Source organism: Streptomyces sp. NPDC012935, from assembly GCF_042900345.1.
In the GTDB taxonomy this organism is placed as follows: Bacteria; Actinomycetota; Actinomycetes; order Streptomycetales; family Streptomycetaceae; genus Streptomyces.
The window spans coordinates 750,779-771,965 of record NZ_JBIBBC010000002.1; the positions used below are offsets into that span (position 1 = coordinate 750,779).

Here is a 21,187-nt window from a genome sequence, read left to right on the forward strand (position 1 = left end):
GCAGCCCCTTTTTCACGCGCTCCGTCAGGAAAGCTGCCCGTTGTAGTCCGGCAGCTTGTACGCCTTCTCGGCGTGGCCGCCCGACAGGTCGGTGGTGCTGTTGCCGATGTTCGCGATGATCGTGTAGCCCTTCTTCTCGATGTCGACGCGCTGGGCCGTCTTGTAGTCGCCGACGTTCTTGAAGAGGTCGAAGAAGCTGCGCACGTACAGCCCGGAGACCTGGTAGCCGCGGTACTCGAGGTTGTAGTCGGTCACCGAGTAGATGATGCCCGGGCGGGCGGTCACGAAGAAGAGGGCGACGCCGTGCTCCTGGGCGTACTCGGCGACCTCCCGGACGGGCTCGTTGGCCGGCTGCGGGTAGCTGAAGCCGAAGTCCGTCTCCAGGGTGGTGTTGTCGATGTCGAAGACGATCGCCTGCTTCTCACCCGGCTTGGTGTTGGCGATCCGCTGCTTCAGGTAGGGCAGCGCCTGGTCCATCACCGCCTGGCAGTCCTTCTGCCAGGTGTCGTAGCCGACCTCCGCCGAGGACACCGTGGTTGCCGTGGCGGCGGCTGTGGTGGAGGTGCTCGTCGCGGCCGTCGCCGCTTCGGCGGGTACCGCGAGGGCCACGAGGGCGGCCGCTGAGACGGTGCTGACCGCTATACGGCGTGCCCAGGGGCGACGAAGCGTCATGTGGGGGTCCTCTCACGTCACGTGCGCTGTGTTGTTGTCGCGTGCATGTTCGTGGCTCGGAGTGGCTGGTGGGGAACCAGCGGGTTACCGGACGGTAGTTCACGTTGAGGCGTCGCTCACATACCTGTCCATAGTTCTGCGGGCTCATTTGCCGGGTGAGTTGCGTAGCGCCCGTCACATTCCGGGGTCCTGCGATTGCACTCAGCGGTGACATGCCGCACAGGCGATTTGTCCGTTACTAGAGGGAATAGTGGAAACGGCCGCATGGACAAAACGGACGTATCTCTAGGAATCGATCCGCAGGTTTCGGTATCCGTGCTGGTTCGTCCGTAATGGCGGCTCTGTCAAGATGCGCGGATTTATGTGGGGGAGTACTAGCGTCCGTCGTAGATAGAGGGTTTTGGCCTACGCCGGGCCGGGGGTTACCAAGGGATGGCCATCCGGCGAATGCCTGAGCAGTCGGGTGGCTTTCTCTGTCGTCGTCCCCGTGAGGTTTCGAATGTCCCCGCGCTTCTCGTTCCGTTCGTCCCGTACGTCCACCTTCCGCACCCGTGCGGCTGTGCTGGCCGCCGGCCTGGGGGCCTCGGTCGTGCTGGGCGCCGGAGGCGCGGTTGCTGCCGAGATGAGCTCCGCCCCCGCTGCCTCCACCGCCGTCCAGGCGCAGAGCGCCGCCGCGAAGAAGGCTGCCGCCAAGAAGGCGGCCTCCTGGGTCAGCCCGGTGAAGAAGTACACGAAGTCCGCCAGCTTCGCGCAGGCCGGCGGCATGTGGCAGTCCACCCACAGCGGGCAGGACTTCGCCGTCCCGAACGGCACCGACGTCATGGCCGCGCACGGCGGTACGGTCGTCAAGGCCGGCGGCAACGGTGCCGGTGACGGTCCCGCGTACGGCAACGCCGTCGTCATCAAGCACGGCAACGGGACCTTCTCCCAGTACGCCCACCTGTCGCGCATCGACGTGAAGATCGGCCAGGTCGTCAAGACCGGCCAGCACATAGCCAAGTCCGGCAACACCGGTAACTCCAGCGGTCCGCACCTGCACTTCGAGATCCGCAAGAGTGCCAACTACGGCTCCGCCATCGACCCCGTGTCCTTCCTGCGGGCCAACGGTCTGAAGATCTGAGTGACCGATCCGTTCAGGCGCCCTTGTGCGCCTGGGTGATCAGGTCCGTGGCGACCTCGAGGATGGCCTGGCGCTTCTCCTCGGGGTCGCCTTCGAGGTCCTTCATGACGAACATCCCGGCGTGCATCGTGAACAGGGCGCTGATGCAGCGCACCTGGTCGACCAGATCGGCGTCCGGATCTATGACGATGTCGCGCATGCCGAGCATGCGGTTCTTGAACATCTCGCCGATGCTCAGATCGCGGACCGTCGCCTGGTTCTCCTGCATGAAGCGGAACAGCGGCGACGCGTCGGTCAGGACCTGGCTGTAGCGGCGTACGATCTCCTGCTTGGTCTCGAGGGTGTGCGGCTGCTGCCTGCCCCACTCGATCAGGTCCTCGATCGGCTTCGTCAGGTCCTCGAAGAGGCTGACGATGATCTCTTCCTTCGTCTTGAAGTGGTAGTACAAGGCCGCTTTCGTGACCTCCAGGCGCTCGGCGATCTCGCGCAGGGAGGTCTTCTCGTAGCCCTGCTCGGCGAAGAGTTCGAGGGCTACGTCCTGGATGCGCTGGCGGGTGTTCCCGCGGCGCCGCTGCTTGGTGCCGTCCATGGTGCCGCCCATCCTCGTACGCCTCGGCTTTCCATAAAACTTACTTGACGCCCGGCTAATTACGCGCCTAGGTTCCCTGATCGTAGACAACTAGCCGGGCGGCAAGTAAGTGGCCGGGGGAGTGGGAACCATGGCGGACACCAAAACAGTGGACACAGAGGCGGAGCCTGCGGGTAAGCAGCCGAGGAGCGTGCGTGTCGTGCTGCTCGCGCTGATGATCACGATGATGCTCGCGATGCTCGACAACATGATCGTGGGCACTGCGATGCCGACCATCGTGGGCGAGCTGGGCGGGCTGGAGCACCTCTCGTGGGTCGTGACGTCGTACACGCTGGCGACCGCGGCCTCCACGCCGCTGTGGGGCAAGCTCGGCGACATGTACGGCCGTAAGGGCATGTTCATGGCGTCGATCGTGCTGTTCCTCATCGGGTCCGCCCTGAGCGGCATGGCCCAGGACATGGGGCAGCTGATCGCGTTCCGGGCCGTGCAGGGGCTGGGTGCCGGTGGGCTGATGGTCGGCGTCATGGCGATCATCGGTGATCTCATTCCGCCGCGGGAGCGCGGCAAGTACCAGGGCATGATGGCCGGCGTGATGGCGCTCGCGATGATCGCCGGGCCGCTCGTCGGTGGCACCATCACCGACCACTGGGGCTGGCGCTGGGCCTTCTACATCAACCTGCCGCTCGGGGTCGTGGCGCTCGCCGCGATCAGTGTCGTGCTGCATCTGCCGAGGAAGCGGGCGCAGGCGAGGATCGACTATCTCGGGGCCGGGCTGCTGACCGTGGGGATCACCGCGATCGTGCTGGTGACCACGTGGGGCGGTACGGAGTACGCGTGGACGTCCGCGCGGATCATGGAGCTCACCGGGATCGGGGTCGCCGCGCTCGTCGGGTTCGTGTTCTGGCAGACCAAGGCGGCGGAGCCGGTCGTCCCGCTGCACATCTTCCGCAGCCGGAACTTCACTCTGATGTCCGTGATCGGGTTCATCGTGGGGTTCGTGATGTTCGGGGCGACGTTGTTCCTGCCGCTGTACCAGCAGTCGGTGCAGGGGGCTTCCGCCACCAACTCCGGGCTTCTGCTGCTGCCGATGCTCGGGGCGATGCTGGTGACCTCGATGGTCGCGGGGCGTGTGACCACGAACACCGGTCGGTACAAGGTGTTCCCGGTCGCGGGCAGTGTGCTGATGGTCGTCGGGCTGTATCTGCTGTCGACGATGGACACCGGGACGAGCCGGTTCATGTCCGGGGTGTTCATGGCCGTGGTCGGGTTCGGCATGGGCTGTCTGATGCAGATCACCATGCTGGTCGCGCAGAACAGCGTCGAGATGAAGGACATGGGCGTCGCGTCCTCGTCCACCACGCTGTTCCGTACGCTCGGGTCCTCGTTCGGGGTCGCGATCATGGGGGCGCTGTTCAACAGCCGGGTACAGGACGTCATGGCCGAGCGTGGCGGGGCGCTGGGGGCGCGGGTGACCGAGCAGTCGGCTCAGGTGGATGCGGAGGGTCTGGCGAAGCTGCCGGAGGCTGTGCGCGATGCCTACCAGCACGCGGTGTCCGCGGGGACGCATTCGGCGTTCCTGCTGGGGGCCGTGGTGGCTGTGGTGGCTCTGGTGGCGGCCGTGTTCGTCAAGGAGGTGCCGCTGCGAGGGGCGGGGCCGGTGCCTGACGCGGACGGGGGCGCTGCCGCCGGGGATGGTGCGGGGGCCAAGGCAGTGGTGGAGGCCGTCTGAGTCGGCGGTTCGTGCGGGCCCTCGGTGACGTTCCGTCCCGGGGGCCTTCGCCTTGGCCGGTGCCAGGAGGAGTGTCAGTGGGCCGTGTCACCATCGGACCCATGGGCAAGGTGCGGCAGTTGCGGTTGGCGAAGGACGCCATGGATCGGGAGTGGGCCGACCCGGGGCTCGATCTGGACGCCGTTGCCGCGCATGCCGGGTACTCGCGGTATCACTTCGTGCGGGCGTTCAAGGCGGCGTACGGGGAGACGCCGGGCCAGTACCTGACGCATCGGCGGATCGAGCGGGCCGAGGAGTATCTGCGGGGTGCCAATCTGACCGTGACGGAGATCTGCCATCTGGTCGGGTTCAGCAGCCTCGGCACGTTCTCGGCGCGGTTCAAGGCGCGGACCGGGCTGACGCCGACCGAGTACCGGGAGAAGCACGTCGGGCGGGGAGCGGCGCTGATACCGGGGTGCTACGCGATGCTGTGGGCCGGCGGATTCCGGCGCCGCGAAGGGGAGCGGCAGGGGGAGGGGCAGGAGAGCAAGTTTGGAGAAGCACCCTGATCGTGCCTCTGCCTAACGTGACGGAGAGAACAACCAGCCACAGCACGGGAGGGCACCGTCATGATCAAGGGCCTCGGCATCACCACCGTATGGACGTTCGACCAGCAGCGCACGAAGGCCTTCTTCACCGAGAAGATCGGCTTCGAGGTGCGCAACGACCTGTCCATGGGTGACATGCGATGGGTCACCGTGGGCGCCAAGGACCAGCCCGACGTCGAGCTCGCGCTGATGAGCCTCGACGGGCCCGGCCTCGACCCCGAGTCCTCCGAGGCGCTGAAGACGCTCGTCGGGAAGGGCGTCATCGGGGCCGGAGCGTTCCGGACCGACGACTGCCGTGGGGACTACGAGACCTTCAAGGCACGCGGGGTGGAGTTCATCCAGGAGCCGCAGGAGCGGCCGTACGGCATCGAGGCGATCTTCCGTGACGACAACGGCAACTGGTACTCGCTGACGGAGCGCAGCGAGGAGCTCGACTTCTCGAAGTCGTTCGGGTGAGCAGCCGCCGAGCTGCCCGAAAGCCGGCCCGACCGTCGGCGCCGGCATCAGAACAGGCCTACGGCAGCATCGGATAGCTTCCCGTGTTCGTCGGCGCGTGCTCCGGGAGCCACAGGACGGCCACCGCGCCCTCCGCATGCACATGGTCCGCGGCGCCCGCCGGCCGTACGTTGCGGAAGGTCAGGCGGGCACCGAGGACCCGGGCCTGACCTGCCGCGATCGTCAGGCCGAGGCCGTGACCGTGGCCGGCGCGGTCACTGCTGCCCGTGCGGAAGCGGCTCGGCCCGTCGGCGAGCAGGTCCTCGGGGAACCCGGGGCCGTGGTCGCGGACGCGGATGACCCGGCCCTCGACCGTGACCTGGATCGGCGGCCGGCCGTGCTTCGCGGCGTTCGCCAGCAGGTTGAACAGCACCCGCTCCAGGCGCCGCGGGTCCGTCGTGACCTCCGACTCGTGGACGACCCGCACCTCGATATCGGGATCCTTGGCCGCGACCCGCCGGCTGACGAACTCGCCGAGCATGAGGTCCTGCAGCTCGGCCCGCTCCGAGGCGCTGTCCAGTCGGGCCACCTCCAGGACGTCCTCCACGAGCGTGCGCATGGCCTTCGCCCGGTCCAGGACCAGTTCGGTGAGCCGGCTGGGCGGCAGCAGTTCGGCCGCGGTCAGCAGACCGGTCACCGGCGTGCGCAGCTCGTGCGCGATGTCCGCCGTGACCCGGCGCTCCGCCTCCAGCCGCTGCTGCAGCGCGTCCGCCATCGCGTCCACCGCGCTCGCCAGATCGTCGGTCTCGTCCCGTACGACACCCCCGATGGCGTCCCGCACCCGCACGTCCGGCTCCCCGCTCGCGACCTGGTTCGCCGCGGCCGCCGCCTTGCGCAGCCGGCGCGACAACTGCCCACCGACGAGGACGCCGAGCGCGCTGCCACCGAAGACGACCGCGATGGAGCCGATGATCAGCGCCTTGTCGAGATCGTCGAGGATGTCCTCGCTGCTGTCGCTGAACCCGGTGTGCAGCGACATGACATGGCCGTTGCTGAGCGGCACGGCTGCCCAGATGTCGGGCGTGCCGCCGGGCGTGTCGATCACATAGGTGGCCCGTCTGCCCTTCTCGACCTTCTCCCGCAGCGCAGCGGGCAGTTCCGGGTCGTCGATCGTGGCGTTGGGGAAGTTCAGCCGCTTGGACTGCTCATAGCTGCGCTGGGCGATCTGGATCCGCTCGTCGGCGAGGTCGCGCGCGTTGTCCAGCATCGACACCCGGGCCGCGTTGTGCACGACCAGGCTCAGCACGACCGCCACGAGCGCGCCGACCAGCGCGATCGCCGCGCTCAGCTTCCATCGCAGACCCGTCCGAATGGCCAGCCGGCTGCCCAGGCGCCCACGCCCGCGCGCGCCGCTGCGGCCGCTCGTACGGCCACCGCTCGTGCGACCACCGCTCAACCGGCCGCGTACGCGCGCGCCCGCGCGCGTTCCCGCGTCGATGCCGCCCCCACGGCCACCGACGGTCGCGGCGTCGGCCGCGTCCGTGAGGCCCGCCGCGCGCACCACGCCGGACGGAGCCGGGCGTCTGAACATCCCCCGCATGCCGGCCCCGCTCAGGCCTTCAGCTTGTAGCCGAAGCCACGGACCGTCTCGATACGGTCCTGGCCGATCTTCTGGCGCAGCCGCTGCACATGGACGTCGACGACACGGGTGTCGCCGCCCCAGCCGTAGTCCCACACGCGCTCCAGCAACTTGTCCCGCGACAGCACCGTGCCCGGCGCCGACGAGAACTCCAGCAGGAGCCGCATCTCGGTCGGTGTGAGGGCAACCGGCTGCCCGCCCCGGCGCACCTCCATGCCCTCGGTGTCGACCTCCAGGTCACCGAAGGCCAGCATCCCGCCGGTGGCGGACGATTCGGCCTCGTCCACGCGGTCGGGGCCGCTCGCGTGCCCGAAGCGGCGCAGCACCGCGCGGATCCGCGCGACCAGTACGGCACCGTCGAACGGCTTGGTCACATAGTCGTCGGCGCCGGCCTCCAGGCCCAGCACCACGTCGATCGAGTCCGCGCGGGCGGAGAGCATGATCACCGGCACGGTCGACTCGTCGCGGATACGGCGGCACAGACTGACGCCGTCCAGGCCCGGAACCATGACGTCCAGCAGGGCGATGTCCGGCCGGTCCGTGCGGAACGCCTGGAGGCCCGACAGCCCGTCGGGCATGGCGGTGACCGCGAAGCCGTCCCGCTCCAGGGCGAGTTGGGTGGCCTCGCGGATGACGTCGTCGTCCTCGACGAACAGGACGTGGGTCTGGTCTGCCATCCCGGTGCTCTCAGTCCTCGTGTTCGTGTGCCGTGTGCCTTCAGGGGTGCTCGTCGGCGGTGCCCGTCTTCCGGGTGCGTCGGACGTGTCCACTTGAGGGACGCGTGAAGCGCGCGATGCGTTCACTGCCGTCGCGACCGGACCTCAGCCGTCCGGTGCCGCCGACTCCTCGTCACTGCCGAGGGTGCCGTAGTCCGTGCGTGTCCTGAACTTCAGGACGAAGCGGCCGGACGTCCACTCGTATGAGATCACGTTCTCGCTGGACGGGTTCGACAGCGCGTCGTCCTTCGCGTACACCTGCTGGGTCACCACCAGGTAGCCGCGGTCGATCTCCGCGTAGACGGGCGGCTCCTCGGCCTTGAACACATTGCGGTACTCGCCCCCCGACTCCTGGTAGACGTAGGAGCCGACGCCGACCGCATCGCTGCAGGACAGGACGTTGACCACGATGTCGTCCGTGGGTCCGCCGGTCAGGTCGCCGTACGACACGTCGACGGGATAGTCGTCGGAGACGCACGGCTTCAGCTCGCGCTTGACCTCCGCCGAGACCGTGGGGTCCGCCTTGACCAGGCGGACGGCCTCCGTCCGGTCCGGCACCGGCGAGGCCGACGCCGAGGGCGAAGGCGAAGGCGCGAGCGTGGACGAGACGGCCGCGTCGCCCACCGAGTCGGCATGGGCCGGTCCCTCGTCGCGGGCGCCGGTGCCGCCGGTGGCGCACCCGGAGGCGAAAAGGGCGAGGGCGACGACCACGGCCACCGCCGTGAACGCCGCCTGGAAGGTCCCCCGGACGGGCGCGGGCCGGGGTGAGCCGAGTTCCTCGCTGTCCCCGTCGGTGCCCCTGTCACCCGTTTCCGTGCGCCTGGTGCCGCCCGTCGTCGTGCCTAGGCCGCGCAACGCTCCCGCTCCTCACGCTCCAGCGCGCGTGCGTCCAGATCGCGGCTCTCCAGCTCCTCGCGGAGCCGGGCGAGCGCCCGGTGCAGCGTGCTCTTGACCGTTCCGGCCGACATGCCGAGGGCGGCGGCCGTCTCCTCCGTGGACATCTGCTCCCAGTGTCGCAGCACGACGACGCTGCGCTGCTTGGGAGCGAGCACCTTCATGATGTCCATCAGCAGGGCGCGGTCCGCGTGCTGCTCGGTGGAGTCGTCGACCGAGGCGTCCGGCAGCTGCTCGGTCGGCACCTCCTCCAGCTTCCGGGCGCGCCACCACTCGGTCCGCGTGTTGATCATGACGCGGCGCAGATAGGCGTCCGCGAGTCGCTTGTCCGCGATGCCGTCCCAGCGGTGGTACGTCCGCACCAGCGCCGTCTGCAGCAGGTCCTGGGCGTCCACCGGGTCCGGGACCAGCCGGCGGGCACTGCGCAGCAGCGCGTCCTGCCGGGTGCGGACGTACTCCTCGAACTCGAGCACCTCTCCCTGCGCCATGTTGACCGCCTCCGATTCCCCGTACCCGTCGGCTCGTTGGCCGCCGGTTGTCACTGCCTGTGGTTCGTAGTCGTCCCCGCCTGTCGGGTACGGAAATGAAGCTACGGAGGCGTTGTCACGGGGCTGTCCGAAGCAGCCTGCGGCTAGCGCTCGGCTGTCCGTCGGTTGTGTAACGGAAGAAGGAAAGGGGTAAAACGGCAGGGGAGTTGAGGGAGTGTATGTGGCGGTATGTCCGCATTGTGGCTATATGGCGGCCGTGCGGCGGCTGTGTCTTCTGTGTTGCAGACGCTCTACGGCTGTGACGTGGCTGTGCGGCCGTGGCGCAGCCGTGGCTGCGTGATCTGACGGTAAGTCAGCTCAGTGGCAGCCGGTACATCCCGCCCTGCAGCGGCTCCACCAGACCGTCCGAGACGAGGCCGTCCAGGGCACGGGCACGCTGCACCGGCTCGTGCCACACCCGGTCGAGCGCGGCTTGCGGGACGGGCGCATGGGCGTCGCGGAGCACGGCGAGCAGCTTGCCGCGCACCTGACGGTCCGTTCCGGCGTACGTCTGACCGCGGCGCGGCGGGCCCTCGTGCTCCGGCTTGCCCGCGAGCTGCCAGGCGCACTGTGCGGCGATCGGGCAGCGGTGGCACGACTCGTTCTTCGCGGTGCACACCAGCGCACCGAGCTCCATGGAGGCCGCGGCCCAGCGGGCGGCGGTGCCCTCGTCGTCGGGGAGCAGTGTGCGGGCGAGCTTGCGTTCCGCGGCGGTGGTGGCGTTCGGCGGGTACTGCACGCCGGTGACGGCACGGGCGAGGACCCGGCGGACGTTGGTGTCCAGGACGGGGTGCCGCTGACCGTAGGCGAAGGAGGCGACCGCCGCGGCCGTGTACTCGCCGATGCCGGGCAGCGCGAGGAGCTGGGCGTGGTCGGTCGGTACGTCGCCGCCGTGCCGTTCCGCTATGGCGACAGCGGCACCGTGCAGCCGCAGGGCGCGGCGTGGGTAGCCGAGCCGGCCCCAGGCGCGGACGGCCTCGCCGGGGGCGTCCTTGGCGAGGTCGGCGGGGCGGGGCCAGCGGGAGAGCCACTGCTCGTAGACGGGCAGGACGCGGTTCACGGGCGTCTGCTGCAGCATGAACTCACTGACCATCACTCCCCAGGGACCGGCTTCGGGGCGCCGCCAGGGGAGGTCGCGGGCGTTCTCGTCGAACCAGTCGATGACGGTTGCTTGCAGCGGCTTGGCGAGGGGGGCGTCGCCGCCGGCGTCGGTGGAGTGGCTGTACGGGGGCTTCGTGGGCGCAGTCATGGCCTTTCCGATCCTGCCACGTTGGGGGCGGTCGGGTGGGTAGGTGGTGGTGGCGGTGCGTTTTGCGGCCGCGAGTGGGTGGTGGGTGGCGGTCCCTGGGGGCCTGCGGCCCCCAGACCCCCGCTTCGGCCCGGAGGGCCTCGTCCTCGAACGCCGGACGGGCTGAAAGCCCCTGCACCTGACGATCGACAGCAGTGGCCCCCGCCCCTCGCTTGTAGCGTCGGGCGGATGGAACGTCCTCGTATATGGCGGGCCTGCCTCCTGTGGGCCGCCCTCGTGCTGCCCGCGCTCACGGCCGACCGGCTCGGAATGAACGAGCCGCGTGCCGCGTGGCAGCAGCTGGCCGGGGTGGCCGTGCTCGGCGCCGCGGTGGCCATGGCCCGGTGGCGCCCGCTGGTGGCTTTCGCCCTGACGGCCGTACTGAGTCTGGTGGCGGCCCCCGCCCTGTTCACCGTCTCCTACGGCCCCGCGCTCGGCGTCTTCGCGCTGCTGCTCGGTCTGCGGGCGGAACGGGTGCGGCCGGCCGTCGTCGCCTTCGGGAGCGTCGGGTGTTTCGGTACGGCGAGGATCGCGCTGTTCGGGGTCGATCCGGCGCCGGAGTGGGTGGTGCTGACGGGCACGTTGCTGTTCGGCTGTGTCCTCCCCTGGCTCGGTGGCCGCTACTGGCGGCAGAGCCGTCAGCTGACCGCGGCCGGCTGGAACCGGGCCGCGCGTCTGGAGGGCGAGCAGCGCATCGCCGAGGAGCGGGCCCGGCTGCGCGAGCGGGCCCGGATCGCCCAGGACATGCACGACTCCCTGGGCCACGAGCTGAGCCTCATCGCCCTGCGCGCGGGCGCCCTCCAGGTCGCCCCCGACCTCCCGGACCACCACCGCACCGCGGCTGCCGACCTGCGCGCGGCGGCTGCGGACGCCACCGACCGACTGCACCGCATCATCGGCGTGCTGCGGGAGGAGGACGAGCCGGTGTCGTTGAGCCCACCGGGGGAGACGGTCGAACAACTCGTCGCCCGCGCCGCCGAGTCGGGGCTTCCGGTGCGCTGGGCGGGGCCCGAGGGCGGTACGGCAGGGGCGCCGGAACCGGGCGGTGTCGCCGAGCGGGTGCTGTACCGGGTGGTCCGCGAGGCGCTGACGAACGCCGCCCGGTACGCCCCCGGTGCCGAGGTAACCGTGGTGGCGGCCAGGGAGGCGGGCGGTACGGCGGTCACGGTGACCAGTGGGTGGGGCTCGGTGGCGGAGGGGACCGGGGCCCCCAACGGGTCGTCCGCGGCGCCTGGTTCGTCCTCGGCCACCTCCCCGAGCTCCCCTTCCCTCTCCTCCGGCGGCACCGGCCTGCAAGCCCTCCGCGCCGCCGTCACCGCGGTCGGAGGTGACTTCGAGGCCGGTCCCTGTGGCGACGGCTTCCGCGTGTGGGCGTACGTCCCCGAACAGGGCGTCGCCCCAGCCGTACCGCCGATCCCGGCCCCGCACGCCCCCTACACCCGGGCCCGTCGCCGTGTCGTCCTGGCGCTCGCGGCCGCCGCTGCCGCGGGCGTCGTGCTCGTCGGCGGGGGGCTCGCCTGGTACGCGTACACGGAGACCCACTCGGTGCTGCCGCCCGCGGCCTACGCCGAGCTGCGGCTCGGAGCGTCGGACGGGGACCTCGCGCACGTCCTGCCGGACCGCAGCGTGCGGGACGCGCCGGTCGACCGCGCGCCCGTGCCGCCCCCGGAGGGCAGCGACTGCCGCTACTACCGCGCCAGCGGCGAACTCCTCGTCTCCGTCGACCACTTCCGGCTCTGCTTCGACGACGCCGGGCGGCTCGTCGCCAAGGACGTGATCCCCAGGGTGGGTCTGTCCCAACGCCCTTCCACAGACGAGGAGTTCGTACGGTGATCCGCGTACTGCTGGCCGACGACGAGACGATGGTGCGGGCCGGCGTGCGCGCCATCCTGACGAGCGGCGGTGAGACGGAGGTCGTCGCGGAGGCCGGCGACGGGCGCGAGGCGGTCGAGCTGGCCCGGGCGCACCGGCCGGACGTGGCCCTGCTGGACATCCGTATGCCACGCCTGGACGGGCTCGCGGCGGCCGAGGAGATCGTACGCAGCGTCCCCGGCACGGCCGTCGCGATGCTCACCACCTTCTCCGAACAGGCTTACGTGGCCCGCGCGCTCGGCGGCGGCGCCACCGGGTTCCTGCTGAAGTCCGGGGACCCGTACGAACTGATCGCGGGCGTACGGGCGGTGGCGGGCGGCGCGGCCTTCCTGTCGCCGAAGGTGGCCCGCCATGTCATTGACGGGCTCGGCGGCAGCGACGGGCGGCTCGGCCGCGAGGCCGCCGCACGCGCACGCGTGGCCGAGCTCAGCCCGCGCGAGCGCGAGGTGCTCGGGCTCGTCGGCGCGGGCCTGTCCAACCCGGAGATCGCCGCCCGGCTGCATCTCGTCGAGGGCACGGTGAAGGCGTATGTGAGCGCGGTGCTGGACCGGTTGGGGGTGCGCAACCGGGTGCAGGCGGCGATCGTGGCGTACGAGGCGGGCCTGGTGGAGCCATGAGGCTCAGCGCATGTCGTACGACGCCACCCGCTCGGGTCCCGGCCCGGTGAACCACCGTACGGCGGGCGCCGACGAGGCCCGCATCGCCTCAGCCAGCCGGATCGCCGGGCCGGTGCCGAGCCGTACGGCCGCCACGGCGACGACCGCGCCGAGGACGAGGCCCGCCGCGACGTCGTGCGGATAGTGCACGCCGACGAAGACGCGGGAGAAGGCCATGAGCAGAGCCATGGGGGCCGTCAGCCACAGGAGCGCCTGCCTGGTCAGGGCCACGGTGACGGCCGCGGCGCCCGCGATGGCGGCGTGGTTGCTGGGGAAGGACCAGTCGCCGGGTGGCGGGCAGACGGCGAGAGAGGTGGTCGCGTCCGGTACCGCTCGGCACGGACGTTCCTGTGTGACAACCGACTTGAGGAGCTCACTGCAGACGTACCCCACAGCCGTGGCCAGAGGTGCAAGGACCGCGATCGCGAAGGCCCGGGTGGTGCCCTGTCTGGCTCGCCACCACGCGGTGACGAACAGGGCGGCGAACAGCAGCAGTCCGGCCTCCGTCCATATCTCGGCGGTGTGTTGTACCCACGTAGGGGTGTCGCGGGCGAAGTCGGTGATGTCGCGGTAGAGCTCCGCGTCCTCGAAGTCCATGGTCACGGACCGTAGGCGGCGGGCCGATACCGTCACATCCTGCGATCGGCAGGTGTCGCGCCTGACGGAAGACAGGGGTGGAGCGGGCTCGCCGGGCGGTTTCCGGGATGATGATCCGGAAAAGTTGCGGCCTTCGGCGGCGGGTGGAGCAAGCTAGCGCGCCGATCTCTCGTACAGTTTGCGCCGTGGGATCTCTGCGCAATCCGGTCGGGCCGCTTCCCTCCTCCATCTACTGGCGTCGGAGGGCCGTAATGCTGTCTGTGGTCGCCCTGTTGGCCCTGCTGGCCGCCTGGGTGCTCACCTCGGGCGGCGGTGGCGGCAAGAACGACGAGGGCGGGTCCGACGGCAAGAATCCCGCGCCTTCGACGATCACTCCGGGCCCGTCGAGTTCCGGGCCGGCGATCAGTGAGGCGCCGGGCGGGCGCGACGAGACGCCCGGCGGTGGGGACTCCGACGGGTCGGGGTCCGGTGACGGCTCCGGCGACGGCGACGGCAGCGGGTCGGGGGACGGTGACGGGGGTTCCGGCGGTTCGGGCAGCGGATCCGCGGGCGGCGGCTCGGGCAGCGGTGTCGGCGCGGACGACGCGGTCGCCGCGGGCTCCACACTGCCCGACTGTGTCGCGGGCGCGGTGAAGGTGACAGTGCGCAGCCAGCGCAACGCGTACGAGCCCGGCCAGACCCCCGCCGTGCTGCTGACCGCGACGAACTCCTCCAGCTACGACTGCAAGGTCGACCTCGGCCCGAAGAACGCCGTGGTGACGCTCACCCAGGCGGGATCCGAGGACGCCTTCTGGTCCTCCGCCGACTGCCCCAAGGTCTCCGGGAGCCTGAAGTTCCGGGTGCCCACCGGCGAGAGCATCACGTACACCGTGAAGTGGGACCGCAGGGCGAGCGCTCCGCAGTGCGCGACGCCGCCGGCGGGGGCCGCCCCGGCGGGGACGTATCTGGTGGAGGCGAAGACGCCGGGGTTCGGGACGGCGCAGGCGTCGTTCGTGCTGGAGAACGACTGATCGACCAGCGGCGTCAGCGGGCAGAAGCCGGTTGAGCGAAGCCGGCCGAGCGAAGGCCGGGAGCGGTCCGGCTAGACGTACCGCTCCAGGATCGAGCTCTCCGCCAACCGCGACAGGCCCTCACGGACGCTGCGTGCCCGGGCCTCGCCGACGCCGTCCACCGTCTGGAGGTCGTCCACGCTCGCGGCGAGCAGCTTCTGCAGGCCGCCGAAGTGCTCCACCAGGCGGTCGATGATCGCGCCCGGCAGCCTCGGAACCTTGGCCAGGAGGCGGAAGCCGCGCGGGGAGACCGCGGAGTCCAGCGCCTCCGGGGAGCCGGTGTAGCCCAACGCCCTTGCCACCGTGGAGAGTTCGAGAAGCTCGGCGTGGGTGAGCGCGTCCAGCTCGTACAGCGCCTCGTCGACCGTGCGGGAGCGCTTCGCCGTCGGCTCGGGGACGTAGTCGCGCACCACGAGCTCGCGCTCGGGCTCCACACCCGCGATCAACTCGTCCAGCTGGAGGGCGAGGAGACGTCCGTCGGTGCCGAGCTCCACCACGTACTCGGCGATCTCGGTCGCGATGCGCCGGACCATCTCCAGGCGCTGGGCGACCGCCGAGACGTCGCGGACCGTCACCAGGTCCTCGATCTCCAGCGCTGACAACGTTCCCGCGACCTCGTCGAGGCGGAGCTTGTAGCGCTCCAGGGTCGCGAGGGCCTGGTTGGCGCGGGAGAGGATCGCCGCCGAGTCCTCCAGGACGCGGCGGTGGCCGTCGACGTAGAGCGCGATCAGCCGCATGGACTGGGAGACCGAGACGACCGGGAAGCCGACCTGCTTGCTGACCCGGTCCGCCGTGCGGTGCCGGGTGCCCGTCTCCTCAGTGGGGATCGTCGGGTCCGGTACCAGCTGGACGCCCGCGCGAAGGATCTTCGACAGATCCGACGACAGCACGATGCCGCCGTCGAGCTTGCACAGCTCGCGCAGTCGCGTCGCCGTGAACTCGACATCCAGGACGAATCCGCCCGTGCACATCACCTCGACGGTCTTGTCGGAGCCGAGCACGATGAGTCCGCCGGTGTTGCCGCGGAGGATCCGCTCAAGCCCGTCGCGCAGGGCCGTGCCGGGTGCCACGGCGCTCAGTGAGGCGCGCATCAGGCCATCGGCACCGGAGCTCCCACCGGACTTTCCGGGAGCTGCTGCCCGGTCGTTGGCTGCCACTGCACTCCTCCGGTCGCAGGTTCTGGGGCGCTCCGTTTCGCACATTCTGTTCGTACGGACGGGCGAGACCTGGGCAAAGTCTACCGGCGGTCGTCGTCGTCCCGTGGGGCCTCTCTGCGACGCGAGCGCGGAAGGACCCGCAGCGCGTCCCCTATGTCCGCCACTTCCAGCACCTTCATGCCCGCGGGGATCTTGCCCGGGTCACCCGGTACGAGGGCGTGCGTGAAGCCCAGCCGGTGTGCTTCGGCGAGCCTGCGCTGCACGCCCGTGACCCGTCTGACCTCGCCCGCAAGGCCCACCTCGCCGATCGCGACGAGGTTCTTGGGGAGAGGTGTGTCACTCGCGGCGGAGGCCAGGGCCAGGGCCACGGCGAGGTCCGCGGCGGGCTCCGAGAGCTTCACTCCGCCCACCGTCGCGGAGTAGATGTCCCGCTTGCCGAGGGCGCTGATCCGGCCGCGCTGTTCGAGGACGGCCAGCATCATCGAGACGCGGGACGTCTCCAGGCCGGACGTCGTACGGCGGGGCGAGGGGATCTGTGAGTCGACGGTGAGCGCCTGGACTTCGGCCACCAGGGGGCGGCGGCCCTCCAGGGTGACCGTCAGGCAGGTGCCGGGGACCGGTTCGGCGCGACGCGTCAGGAAAAGTCCGCTTGGGTCGGCTAGGCCCGTGATGCCCTCATCGTGCAGTTCGAAGCAGCCGACCTCGTCCGTCGTGCCGTAGCGGTTCTTGACGCCTCGTACGAGACGCAGGCGCGCGTGCCGGTCGCCCTCGAAGCTGAGCACCACGTCCACGAGGTGTTCGAGGAGGCGGGGTCCGGCGATGGCCCCGTCCTTGGTGACGTGCCCCACAAGGAGGGTGGACATCCCGCGCTCCTTGGACGCCCGGATCAGGGCGCCGGCCACTTCGCGGACCTGGGCCATGCCGCCCGGTGCGCCGTCGATCTCCGGGGAGGCCACGGTCTGCACCGAGTCCATGACGAGCAGCGACGGCTTCACGGCGTCCAAGTGGCCGAGCACGGCGGCCAGATCGGTCTCGGCGGCGAGATACAGGTGGTCGTCGATGGCGCCGATGCGGTCGGCGCGCAGCCGCACCTGGCTCGCCGACTCCTCGCCGGTGACATAGAGCGTGCGGTGCTCGTCGCTCGCCGACTTGGCCGCCACGTCCAGCAGCAGCGTGGACTTGCCGACGCCGGGCTCGCCCGCGACGAGGACGACGGCGCCGGGCACCAGCCCGCCGCCGAGCACCCGGTCCAGCTCGGGCACGCCGGTGGGCCGCGCGGTGGCCTGCCGTCCGTCGACCTGGCCGATCGGCAGCGCGGACGTCGTCACCCGCCCCGGCGTCGTCGTACGGACCGCGGGCGCGCCGTACTCCTCGACCGTCCCCCAGGCCTGGCACTCGGGGCAGCGGCCGAGCCACTTGGCCGTCTGCCAGCCGCACTCCGTGCAGCGGTAGGACGGGCGGTCCTTCGTGGACTTGGTACGGGCAGCCATGCGATGAACCGTAACCGAGCCCACTGACAACGCCGTACGGCTGTGCACAGCCGCTTCGGGTCGGCTCCGTGCCTGCTCGGGGCCTTCTCGTCATGCACAAACCATGGAATCCGGCGCTCCTGTCCCCTATTGAGGGATCGTTTCACCCGTACGGAGTAAAACTGCTCAAGCAGGGAGAAGGTGCCACCCGGTGCCGCCTACGGTCCACCAATGATGAGCAGCAGTCCGGAGACCTCGACCCGCACGGCCGGCGCGCACCGGGCGCATCGAGAGGCGCGCGATCGTGCGGCGGCTCGTACGGTGGCGCAGCGGCCGCCCGCGCGCTACGAGCCGTACCTGGACGGGCTGTTCACCTACTGCCTGTCCGTGCTGTGCGACCACGACACCGCGACCGCCGCCCTCGGCGACGTCCTCGCGCTCGCCGAACGACGCGGGCAGCGCGTGCCGGAGGCCGCCGCGGACCGACGGCCCTGGCTGTACGCGCTGGCCCGTTGGGCGTGTCTGCGCAAGCTGGCCGAGGCCAAGCAGAAACGTCAGGGCAGCCACGCGGCCAGCCGCTCCGGCGCCCGTCGGCACGCGGGGACACAGGCCGCCCGGCCCGTCGTCGCCGAGGAGGTCCAGGAACAGCGGCGCCGCGAACTGGCCCTGCTGGCCTGGCCGGAGGCCGCAGGCACCACCCCGGAGCAGCGCGAGGCCCTCGAACTCGCCGTACGCCATCACCTCGCCACCCACGAGGTCGCCGCCGTCCTCGGCATGGACCTGGCCGCCGCCCGTGAGCTGCTCGCCTCCGCCGCCTGCGAGGTCGAGCGCACGCGCGCGGCCCTCGCCGTCGTCGAGACCGGCGCCTGTCCGGGCGTCGCCCGGCTCACCGGCGACAACCAGCTCGTGCTCGGCACGGCCCTGCGCCGCGAGCTCGTCCGGCACGTCGACGACTGCCCGCGCTGCCGCCGTACCGCCGAGCGCGCGATCCCCGGCCGGTGGCCCGGCGCGGCCGTCACCCCCGCCGAACTGCCCGTCCTCCAGGCGCCCCGCGCGGCCCTGCACATGGCCCTCGCGCACGCCCCACGCGCGCGGGGCGTGGCCGTGCCGCGCTTCGACCGGCGTGGGTTCCCGATGGACCCGAAGGATCGAGCCGCCCGCAGGGACCGGCTACGCGCGCGTGCGGTGACGACGACGGTCGTCGCCACCGTCGTCGCCGCCCCCGTCATCGCCCTTTGGGCCGCCTACCGGGGCACGCCGACCGGCGAGGGCGTCGACGGCAGCTCGGCCAGTGCGAGCGAGGCACAGGGCCCCGGCAGCCTCGACGGGGAGGCCGCGGGCGAAGGCTATGAGAACGCGGGCAACGCGAGCACCAGACGCGGTGACAGTTTCGGCGACCGCGGCAAACCGGACGTCTCCGTGGAGGTCGTCAGCGTCAGCGGCGCGCGCGGGGCGGGCGTCGCCGGCCTGGAGGTGTCGGCCGACAACAGCGGCGACACCACGCTCGTCACCCTCAGGGCGACGGGGCGTATGCCGGTGCGCTGGTCCGCGAGCACCGGTGCGCACTGGCTCTACTTGAGTCAGTCGGCGGGAACGCTGGCGCCCGGTGAGTCGTTGACGATCAAGGTGTACGTCGACCATCTGCGGGAGCCGTCCGGGTACTGGAGCGCACGGGTGGCGATCTCACCCGCCGGTGCCCTCGTCTCCATCGAGGGCTACGGCACCGCCCCCAGCCCCTCCGGCCCGGGACAGGGCCCCGGCCCGTATCCCAGCAACCCCCACCCCACCGATCCGACCGACCCCGCAACCCCCAGCGACCCACCGCCCTCGTCCTCGGGGCCCGATCCGACGCCGACGACCCCCGCTCCGACCGACCCGACGCCGAGCGACCCGCCGACCTCGCCCTCCGACCCGCCGCCCACACCCGGCGAGCCGTCCGAGTCCGGCCCGTCCGACCCGGGGGGCTCGACGCCGCCGCCCAGCGGGAGCGGCGATCCGAGCCCGTCGGGGTCGTAAACCGCCGGTCCCTGCCCGGTCCGTCAGCCGACGGGATCCGCCGGATGCGGTGCCAGCAGCGGCAGCTGCGACGCCAGCCGCTCCTCGCACAGCTCGACCAGGCGGTCGTAGCCCGCCTTGCCCATCAGTTCGATCAGCTCCGGCCGGTACGACACGTACACCGGGTCGCCCGCGCCGTGCGCGGAGGTCGCCGAGGTGCACCACCAGTGCAGGTCGTGACCCCCCGGGCCCCAGCCGCGACGGTCGTACTCACCGATCGACACCTGCAGCACCCGGGTGTCGTCGGGCCGGTCGATCCAGTCGTACGTCCGCCGGACCGGCAGCTGCCAGCAGACGTCCGGCTTGGTCTCCAGCGGCTCGCGGCCCTCCTTCAGGGCGAGGATGTGCAGCGAGCAGCCCGCGCCGCCCGCGAAGCCGGGGCGGTTCTGGAAGATGCACGAGCCGTTGAAGGGGCGGGTCTGGCGGTCGCCGTCCTCGTCCTCGGAGATCCAGCCGTGCTCCAAGCCCTCGTCATGGTGCTGCCAGATCTCCGGCGTGAGCCTCGCCACATGTTCGGCGACCCGCTTCTCGTCGTCCTCGTCGGAGAAGTGCGCGCCCAGCGTGCAGCAGCCGTCGTCCGCGCGGCCTGCCTGGATGCCCTGGCAGCCGCTGCCGAAGATGCAGTTCCAGCGGGAGGTCAGCCATGTCAGATCACACCGGAAGACCTGCTCGTCGTCCGCCGGATCCGGGAACTCCACCCATGCGCGTGCGAAGTCCAGCCCCTTCTCGTCCGGTTCCTGGGAGGTCTTCGCGGGGTTCGTGGGCTTCTTCGACTTCGTGGCTGCCTTCGCCTGCGAAGAACCCTTGGCTGATTTGGCCGTCTTGTCGGTCTTCGCCTTTTTCGTCTTTGGCACGGGTCCAGGGTACGGCGTCCGTACCTGCGGCTTCGAGGACGGAGGATCGACCGGGTGGCAGTAGCGTGCCGTACATGAGACTCGGTGTCCTCGACGTTGGATCCAACACGGTGCATCTCCTGGTGGTGGATGCGCACCCCGGCGCGCGCCCGCTGCCCGCGCACTCGCACAAGGCGGAACTGCGCCTTGCCCAACTCCTCGACGACAGCGGGGCCATCGGACCCGAGGGCATCGACAAGCTGATCGGCGTCATCCATGAGGCGCTGCAGGCCGCCGAGGACAAGGGCGCCGAGGAGGTGCTGCCGTTCGCGACGTCCGCGGTGCGGGAGGCCACCAACGCCGATGACGTGCTCGCCCGCGTGAAGGATGAGACCGGGGTTGAGCTGCAGGTTCTCACCGGTGCGGAGGAGGCCCGGCTGACCTTCCTCGCCGCGCGGCGGTGGTTCGGGTGGTCGGCCGGGAAGCTGCTGGTGCTGGACATCGGGGGCGGGTCCCTGGAGATCGCGTACGGCATCGACGAGGAGCCGGACGCGGCGGTGTCGCTGCCGCTGGGCGCGGGGCGGCTGACGGCCGGCTGGCTGCCGGGTGATCCGCCGGAGCCGGAGGACATACGGGCGCTGCGGCGGCATGTCCGTGCGCAGATCGCCCGTACGGTCGGCGAATTCACCCGGTTCGGCGCGCCCGATCACGTGGTCGCCACCTCCAAGACCTTCAAGCAACTGGCCCGCATCGCCGGCGCCGCCCGCTCCGCGGAGGGCCTGTACGCCCAGCGCGAGCTGAAGCGGGAGTCCTTGGAGGCGTGGGTTCCGCGACTGGCAGGGATGACGGTGGTCCAGCGGGCGGAACTGCCCGGGGTTTCCGAGGGGCGGGCGGGTCAGCTGCTCGCGGGGGCGTTGGTGGCCGAGGGGGCGATGGATCTGTTCGGGGTGGAGACGCTGGAGGTCTGTCCCTGGGCGTTGCGGGAGGGCGTCATTCTGCGGAAGTTGGATCACATGTCCGTGGAGTGACGGTGCCTGCGGCGGCCTGTGGGGGTTGGGTGGGGGTGCCTGGGGTGGGATGCCTGCGGCGGCCTGTCGCGGTTCGGTGGGGGTGCGCGTAGCGCCTGCGGTGCGGTGGGGTGGGTCGGGGGCGCCGGCGGGGGGGGGGGGGGGGGGGGCGCGGGGGGGGGGGGGGGGGGGGGGGGGGGGGGGCGCGGGTGTCGTCCAGCGGAACCGCGAACCCGCCTTCAGACGGCCGTGGTCCAGACGTTCGGCGGTGAGGACGGGGGCCTGCCAGGACGGCC

20 protein-coding genes are annotated in these 21,187 nt (G+C 71.1%); 9 read left to right on the forward strand and 11 right to left on the reverse strand.

What is annotated here, in order from left to right; all coding sequences use genetic code 11:
* Positions 1 to 24: 24 nt before the first annotated feature.
* The gene (locus tag ACFY5C_RS08805) at positions 25 to 672 is read right to left on the reverse strand and encodes an HAD family acid phosphatase (RefSeq protein ID WP_389442113.1); all 648 of its coding nucleotides are present in this window, start codon (positions 670 to 672) and stop codon (positions 25 to 27) included.
* Between the two features lie 499 nt (positions 673 to 1,171).
* On the opposite strand from ACFY5C_RS08805, the gene ACFY5C_RS08810 reads away from it, so the two are divergent.
* A complete protein-coding gene (locus tag ACFY5C_RS08810) occupies positions 1,172 to 1,792 on the forward strand; it encodes a M23 family metallopeptidase (RefSeq protein ID WP_389442242.1) in 621 nt (206 codons plus the stop codon).
* A gap of 13 nt (positions 1,793 to 1,805) precedes the next feature.
* Here ACFY5C_RS08810 and ACFY5C_RS08815 read toward each other — a convergent pair whose 3' ends face one another.
* A complete protein-coding gene (locus ACFY5C_RS08815; RefSeq protein ID WP_389442115.1) occupies positions 1,806 to 2,393 on the reverse strand; it encodes a TetR/AcrR family transcriptional regulator in 588 nt (195 codons plus the stop codon).
* A gap of 118 nt (positions 2,394 to 2,511) precedes the next feature.
* Here ACFY5C_RS08815 and ACFY5C_RS08820 point away from each other — a divergent pair, with 118 nt between their 5' ends.
* The 3 genes from ACFY5C_RS08820 (at position 2,512) to ACFY5C_RS08830 (ending at position 5,153) form a co-directional block, all read left to right on the forward strand.
* Positions 2,512 to 4,110 carry an MDR family MFS transporter gene (locus ACFY5C_RS08820; protein ID WP_389442118.1) on the forward strand — a complete coding sequence of 533 codons (1,599 nt, stop codon included), beginning with the start codon at positions 2,512 to 2,514 and terminating at the stop codon, positions 4,108 to 4,110.
* 101 nt (positions 4,111 to 4,211) lie between these two features.
* The gene (locus tag ACFY5C_RS08825) at positions 4,212 to 4,658 is read left to right on the forward strand and encodes a helix-turn-helix transcriptional regulator (protein WP_369272657.1); all 447 of its coding nucleotides are present in this window, start codon (positions 4,212 to 4,214) and stop codon (positions 4,656 to 4,658) included.
* Positions 4,659 to 4,718: 60 nt separating this feature from the next.
* The gene (locus ACFY5C_RS08830) at positions 4,719 to 5,153 is read left to right on the forward strand and encodes a VOC family protein (RefSeq protein ID WP_362383986.1); all 435 of its coding nucleotides are present in this window, start codon (positions 4,719 to 4,721) and stop codon (positions 5,151 to 5,153) included.
* Between the two features lie 58 nt (positions 5,154 to 5,211).
* Here ACFY5C_RS08830 and cseC read toward each other — a convergent pair whose 3' ends face one another.
* The 5 genes from cseC to ACFY5C_RS08855 form a co-directional block, all read right to left on the reverse strand.
* Positions 5,212 to 6,732, reverse strand: a complete 1,521-nt coding sequence (gene cseC / locus ACFY5C_RS08835) for a two-component system sensor histidine kinase CseC (RefSeq protein ID WP_389442121.1) — start codon at positions 6,730 to 6,732, stop codon at positions 5,212 to 5,214.
* Between the two features lie 11 nt (positions 6,733 to 6,743).
* Positions 6,744 to 7,448: a two-component system response regulator CseB gene (gene cseB, locus ACFY5C_RS08840; RefSeq protein ID WP_389442123.1), complete on the reverse strand. Its 705-nt coding sequence runs from the start codon at positions 7,446 to 7,448 to the stop codon at positions 6,744 to 6,746.
* A 144-nt stretch (positions 7,449 to 7,592) separates the two neighbouring features.
* Positions 7,593 to 8,342, reverse strand: a complete 750-nt coding sequence (locus ACFY5C_RS08845; RefSeq protein ID WP_389442126.1) for a hypothetical protein — start codon at positions 8,340 to 8,342, stop codon at positions 7,593 to 7,595.
* The gene (locus ACFY5C_RS08850) at positions 8,330 to 8,869 is read right to left on the reverse strand and encodes a SigE family RNA polymerase sigma factor (protein ID WP_003999062.1); all 540 of its coding nucleotides are present in this window, start codon (positions 8,867 to 8,869) and stop codon (positions 8,330 to 8,332) included. Before ACFY5C_RS08850 ends, ACFY5C_RS08845 begins: the two co-directional genes overlap by 13 nt.
* 352 nt (positions 8,870 to 9,221) lie before the next feature.
* Positions 9,222 to 10,157 carry an A/G-specific adenine glycosylase gene (locus ACFY5C_RS08855; protein ID WP_389442128.1) on the reverse strand — a complete coding sequence of 312 codons (936 nt, stop codon included), beginning with the start codon at positions 10,155 to 10,157 and terminating at the stop codon, positions 9,222 to 9,224.
* Positions 10,158 to 10,385: 228 nt separating this feature from the next.
* Between ACFY5C_RS08855 and ACFY5C_RS08860 the strand changes: the two genes are divergently transcribed.
* Both ACFY5C_RS08860 and ACFY5C_RS08865 read left to right on the forward strand, forming a co-directional pair.
* Complete coding sequence (locus ACFY5C_RS08860) at positions 10,386 to 12,029, forward strand: sensor histidine kinase (RefSeq protein ID WP_389442130.1); 1,644 nt, start codon at positions 10,386 to 10,388, stop codon at positions 12,027 to 12,029.
* Positions 12,026 to 12,685 carry a response regulator gene (locus ACFY5C_RS08865; RefSeq protein WP_389442132.1) on the forward strand — a complete coding sequence of 220 codons (660 nt, stop codon included), beginning with the start codon at positions 12,026 to 12,028 and terminating at the stop codon, positions 12,683 to 12,685. The genes ACFY5C_RS08860 and ACFY5C_RS08865 overlap by 4 nt, the downstream gene beginning before the upstream one ends.
* A gap of 3 nt (positions 12,686 to 12,688) precedes the next feature.
* On the opposite strand, the gene ACFY5C_RS08870 is transcribed toward ACFY5C_RS08865, so the two are convergent.
* The gene (locus ACFY5C_RS08870) at positions 12,689 to 13,321 is read right to left on the reverse strand and encodes a phosphatase PAP2 family protein (protein ID WP_389442135.1); all 633 of its coding nucleotides are present in this window, start codon (positions 13,319 to 13,321) and stop codon (positions 12,689 to 12,691) included.
* Between the two features lie 185 nt (positions 13,322 to 13,506).
* Between ACFY5C_RS08870 and ACFY5C_RS08875 the strand changes: the two genes are divergently transcribed.
* On the forward strand, positions 13,507 to 14,331 hold the full coding sequence (locus ACFY5C_RS08875) for a hypothetical protein (protein WP_389442137.1): 825 nt from the start codon (positions 13,507 to 13,509) through the stop codon (positions 14,329 to 14,331).
* 71 nt (positions 14,332 to 14,402) lie between these two features.
* Here ACFY5C_RS08875 and disA read toward each other — a convergent pair whose 3' ends face one another.
* The gene (disA, locus tag ACFY5C_RS08880; RefSeq protein WP_328425026.1) at positions 14,403 to 15,527 is read right to left on the reverse strand and encodes a DNA integrity scanning diadenylate cyclase DisA; all 1,125 of its coding nucleotides are present in this window, start codon (positions 15,525 to 15,527) and stop codon (positions 14,403 to 14,405) included.
* Positions 15,528 to 15,607: 80 nt separating this feature from the next.
* The gene (gene radA / locus ACFY5C_RS08885) at positions 15,608 to 17,017 is read right to left on the reverse strand and encodes a DNA repair protein RadA (RefSeq protein WP_389442139.1); all 1,410 of its coding nucleotides are present in this window, start codon (positions 17,015 to 17,017) and stop codon (positions 15,608 to 15,610) included.
* Between the two features lie 210 nt (positions 17,018 to 17,227).
* On the opposite strand from radA, the gene ACFY5C_RS08890 reads away from it, so the two are divergent.
* Positions 17,228 to 19,012, forward strand: coding sequence for a hypothetical protein (locus ACFY5C_RS08890; RefSeq protein ID WP_389442142.1), 1,785 nt, complete (start codon positions 17,228 to 17,230; stop codon positions 19,010 to 19,012).
* Positions 19,013 to 19,035: 23 nt separating this feature from the next.
* On the opposite strand, the gene ACFY5C_RS08895 is transcribed toward ACFY5C_RS08890, so the two are convergent.
* Positions 19,036 to 19,905: a hypothetical protein gene (locus ACFY5C_RS08895; RefSeq protein ID WP_389442145.1), complete on the reverse strand. Its 870-nt coding sequence runs from the start codon at positions 19,903 to 19,905 to the stop codon at positions 19,036 to 19,038.
* 74 nt (positions 19,906 to 19,979) lie between these two features.
* Between ACFY5C_RS08895 and ACFY5C_RS08900 the strand changes: the two genes are divergently transcribed.
* Entirely contained in the window at positions 19,980 to 20,912 is a 933-nt protein-coding gene (locus ACFY5C_RS08900) for a Ppx/GppA family phosphatase (protein WP_389442147.1), read from the forward strand.
* Positions 20,913 to 21,187: the final 275 nt, after the last annotated feature.

What these genes read in the sequence shown, in the direction of transcription:
- ACFY5C_RS08850 (WP_003999062.1), bottom strand. Translation starts at nt 8,869, where the DNA reads ATGGCGCAGGGAGAGGTGCTCGAGTTCGAGGAGTACGTCCGCACCCGG.
- ACFY5C_RS08900 (WP_389442147.1), top strand. Translation starts at nt 19,980, where the DNA reads ATGAGACTCGGTGTCCTCGACGTTGGATCCAACACGGTGCATCTCCTG.
- ACFY5C_RS08860 (WP_389442130.1), top strand. Translation starts at nt 10,386, where the DNA reads ATGGAACGTCCTCGTATATGGCGGGCCTGCCTCCTGTGGGCCGCCCTC.
- ACFY5C_RS08890 (WP_389442142.1), top strand. Translation starts at nt 17,228, where the DNA reads ATGATGAGCAGCAGTCCGGAGACCTCGACCCGCACGGCCGGCGCGCAC.
- cseC (WP_389442121.1), bottom strand. Translation starts at nt 6,732, where the DNA reads ATGCGGGGGATGTTCAGACGCCCGGCTCCGTCCGGCGTGGTGCGCGCG.
- ACFY5C_RS08820 (WP_389442118.1), top strand. Translation starts at nt 2,512, where the DNA reads ATGGCGGACACCAAAACAGTGGACACAGAGGCGGAGCCTGCGGGTAAG.
- ACFY5C_RS08825 (WP_369272657.1), top strand. Translation starts at nt 4,212, where the DNA reads ATGGGCAAGGTGCGGCAGTTGCGGTTGGCGAAGGACGCCATGGATCGG.
- radA (WP_389442139.1), bottom strand. Translation starts at nt 17,017, where the DNA reads ATGGCTGCCCGTACCAAGTCCACGAAGGACCGCCCGTCCTACCGCTGC.
- ACFY5C_RS08805 (WP_389442113.1), bottom strand. Translation starts at nt 672, where the DNA reads ATGACGCTTCGTCGCCCCTGGGCACGCCGTATAGCGGTCAGCACCGTC.
- cseB (WP_389442123.1), bottom strand. Translation starts at nt 7,448, where the DNA reads ATGGCAGACCAGACCCACGTCCTGTTCGTCGAGGACGACGACGTCATC.
- ACFY5C_RS08855 (WP_389442128.1), bottom strand. Translation starts at nt 10,157, where the DNA reads ATGACTGCGCCCACGAAGCCCCCGTACAGCCACTCCACCGACGCCGGC.
- ACFY5C_RS08870 (WP_389442135.1), bottom strand. Translation starts at nt 13,321, where the DNA reads ATGGACTTCGAGGACGCGGAGCTCTACCGCGACATCACCGACTTCGCC.
- ACFY5C_RS08830 (WP_362383986.1), top strand. Translation starts at nt 4,719, where the DNA reads ATGATCAAGGGCCTCGGCATCACCACCGTATGGACGTTCGACCAGCAG.
- ACFY5C_RS08810 (WP_389442242.1), top strand. Translation starts at nt 1,172, where the DNA reads ATGTCCCCGCGCTTCTCGTTCCGTTCGTCCCGTACGTCCACCTTCCGC.
- ACFY5C_RS08815 (WP_389442115.1), bottom strand. Translation starts at nt 2,393, where the DNA reads ATGGGCGGCACCATGGACGGCACCAAGCAGCGGCGCCGCGGGAACACC.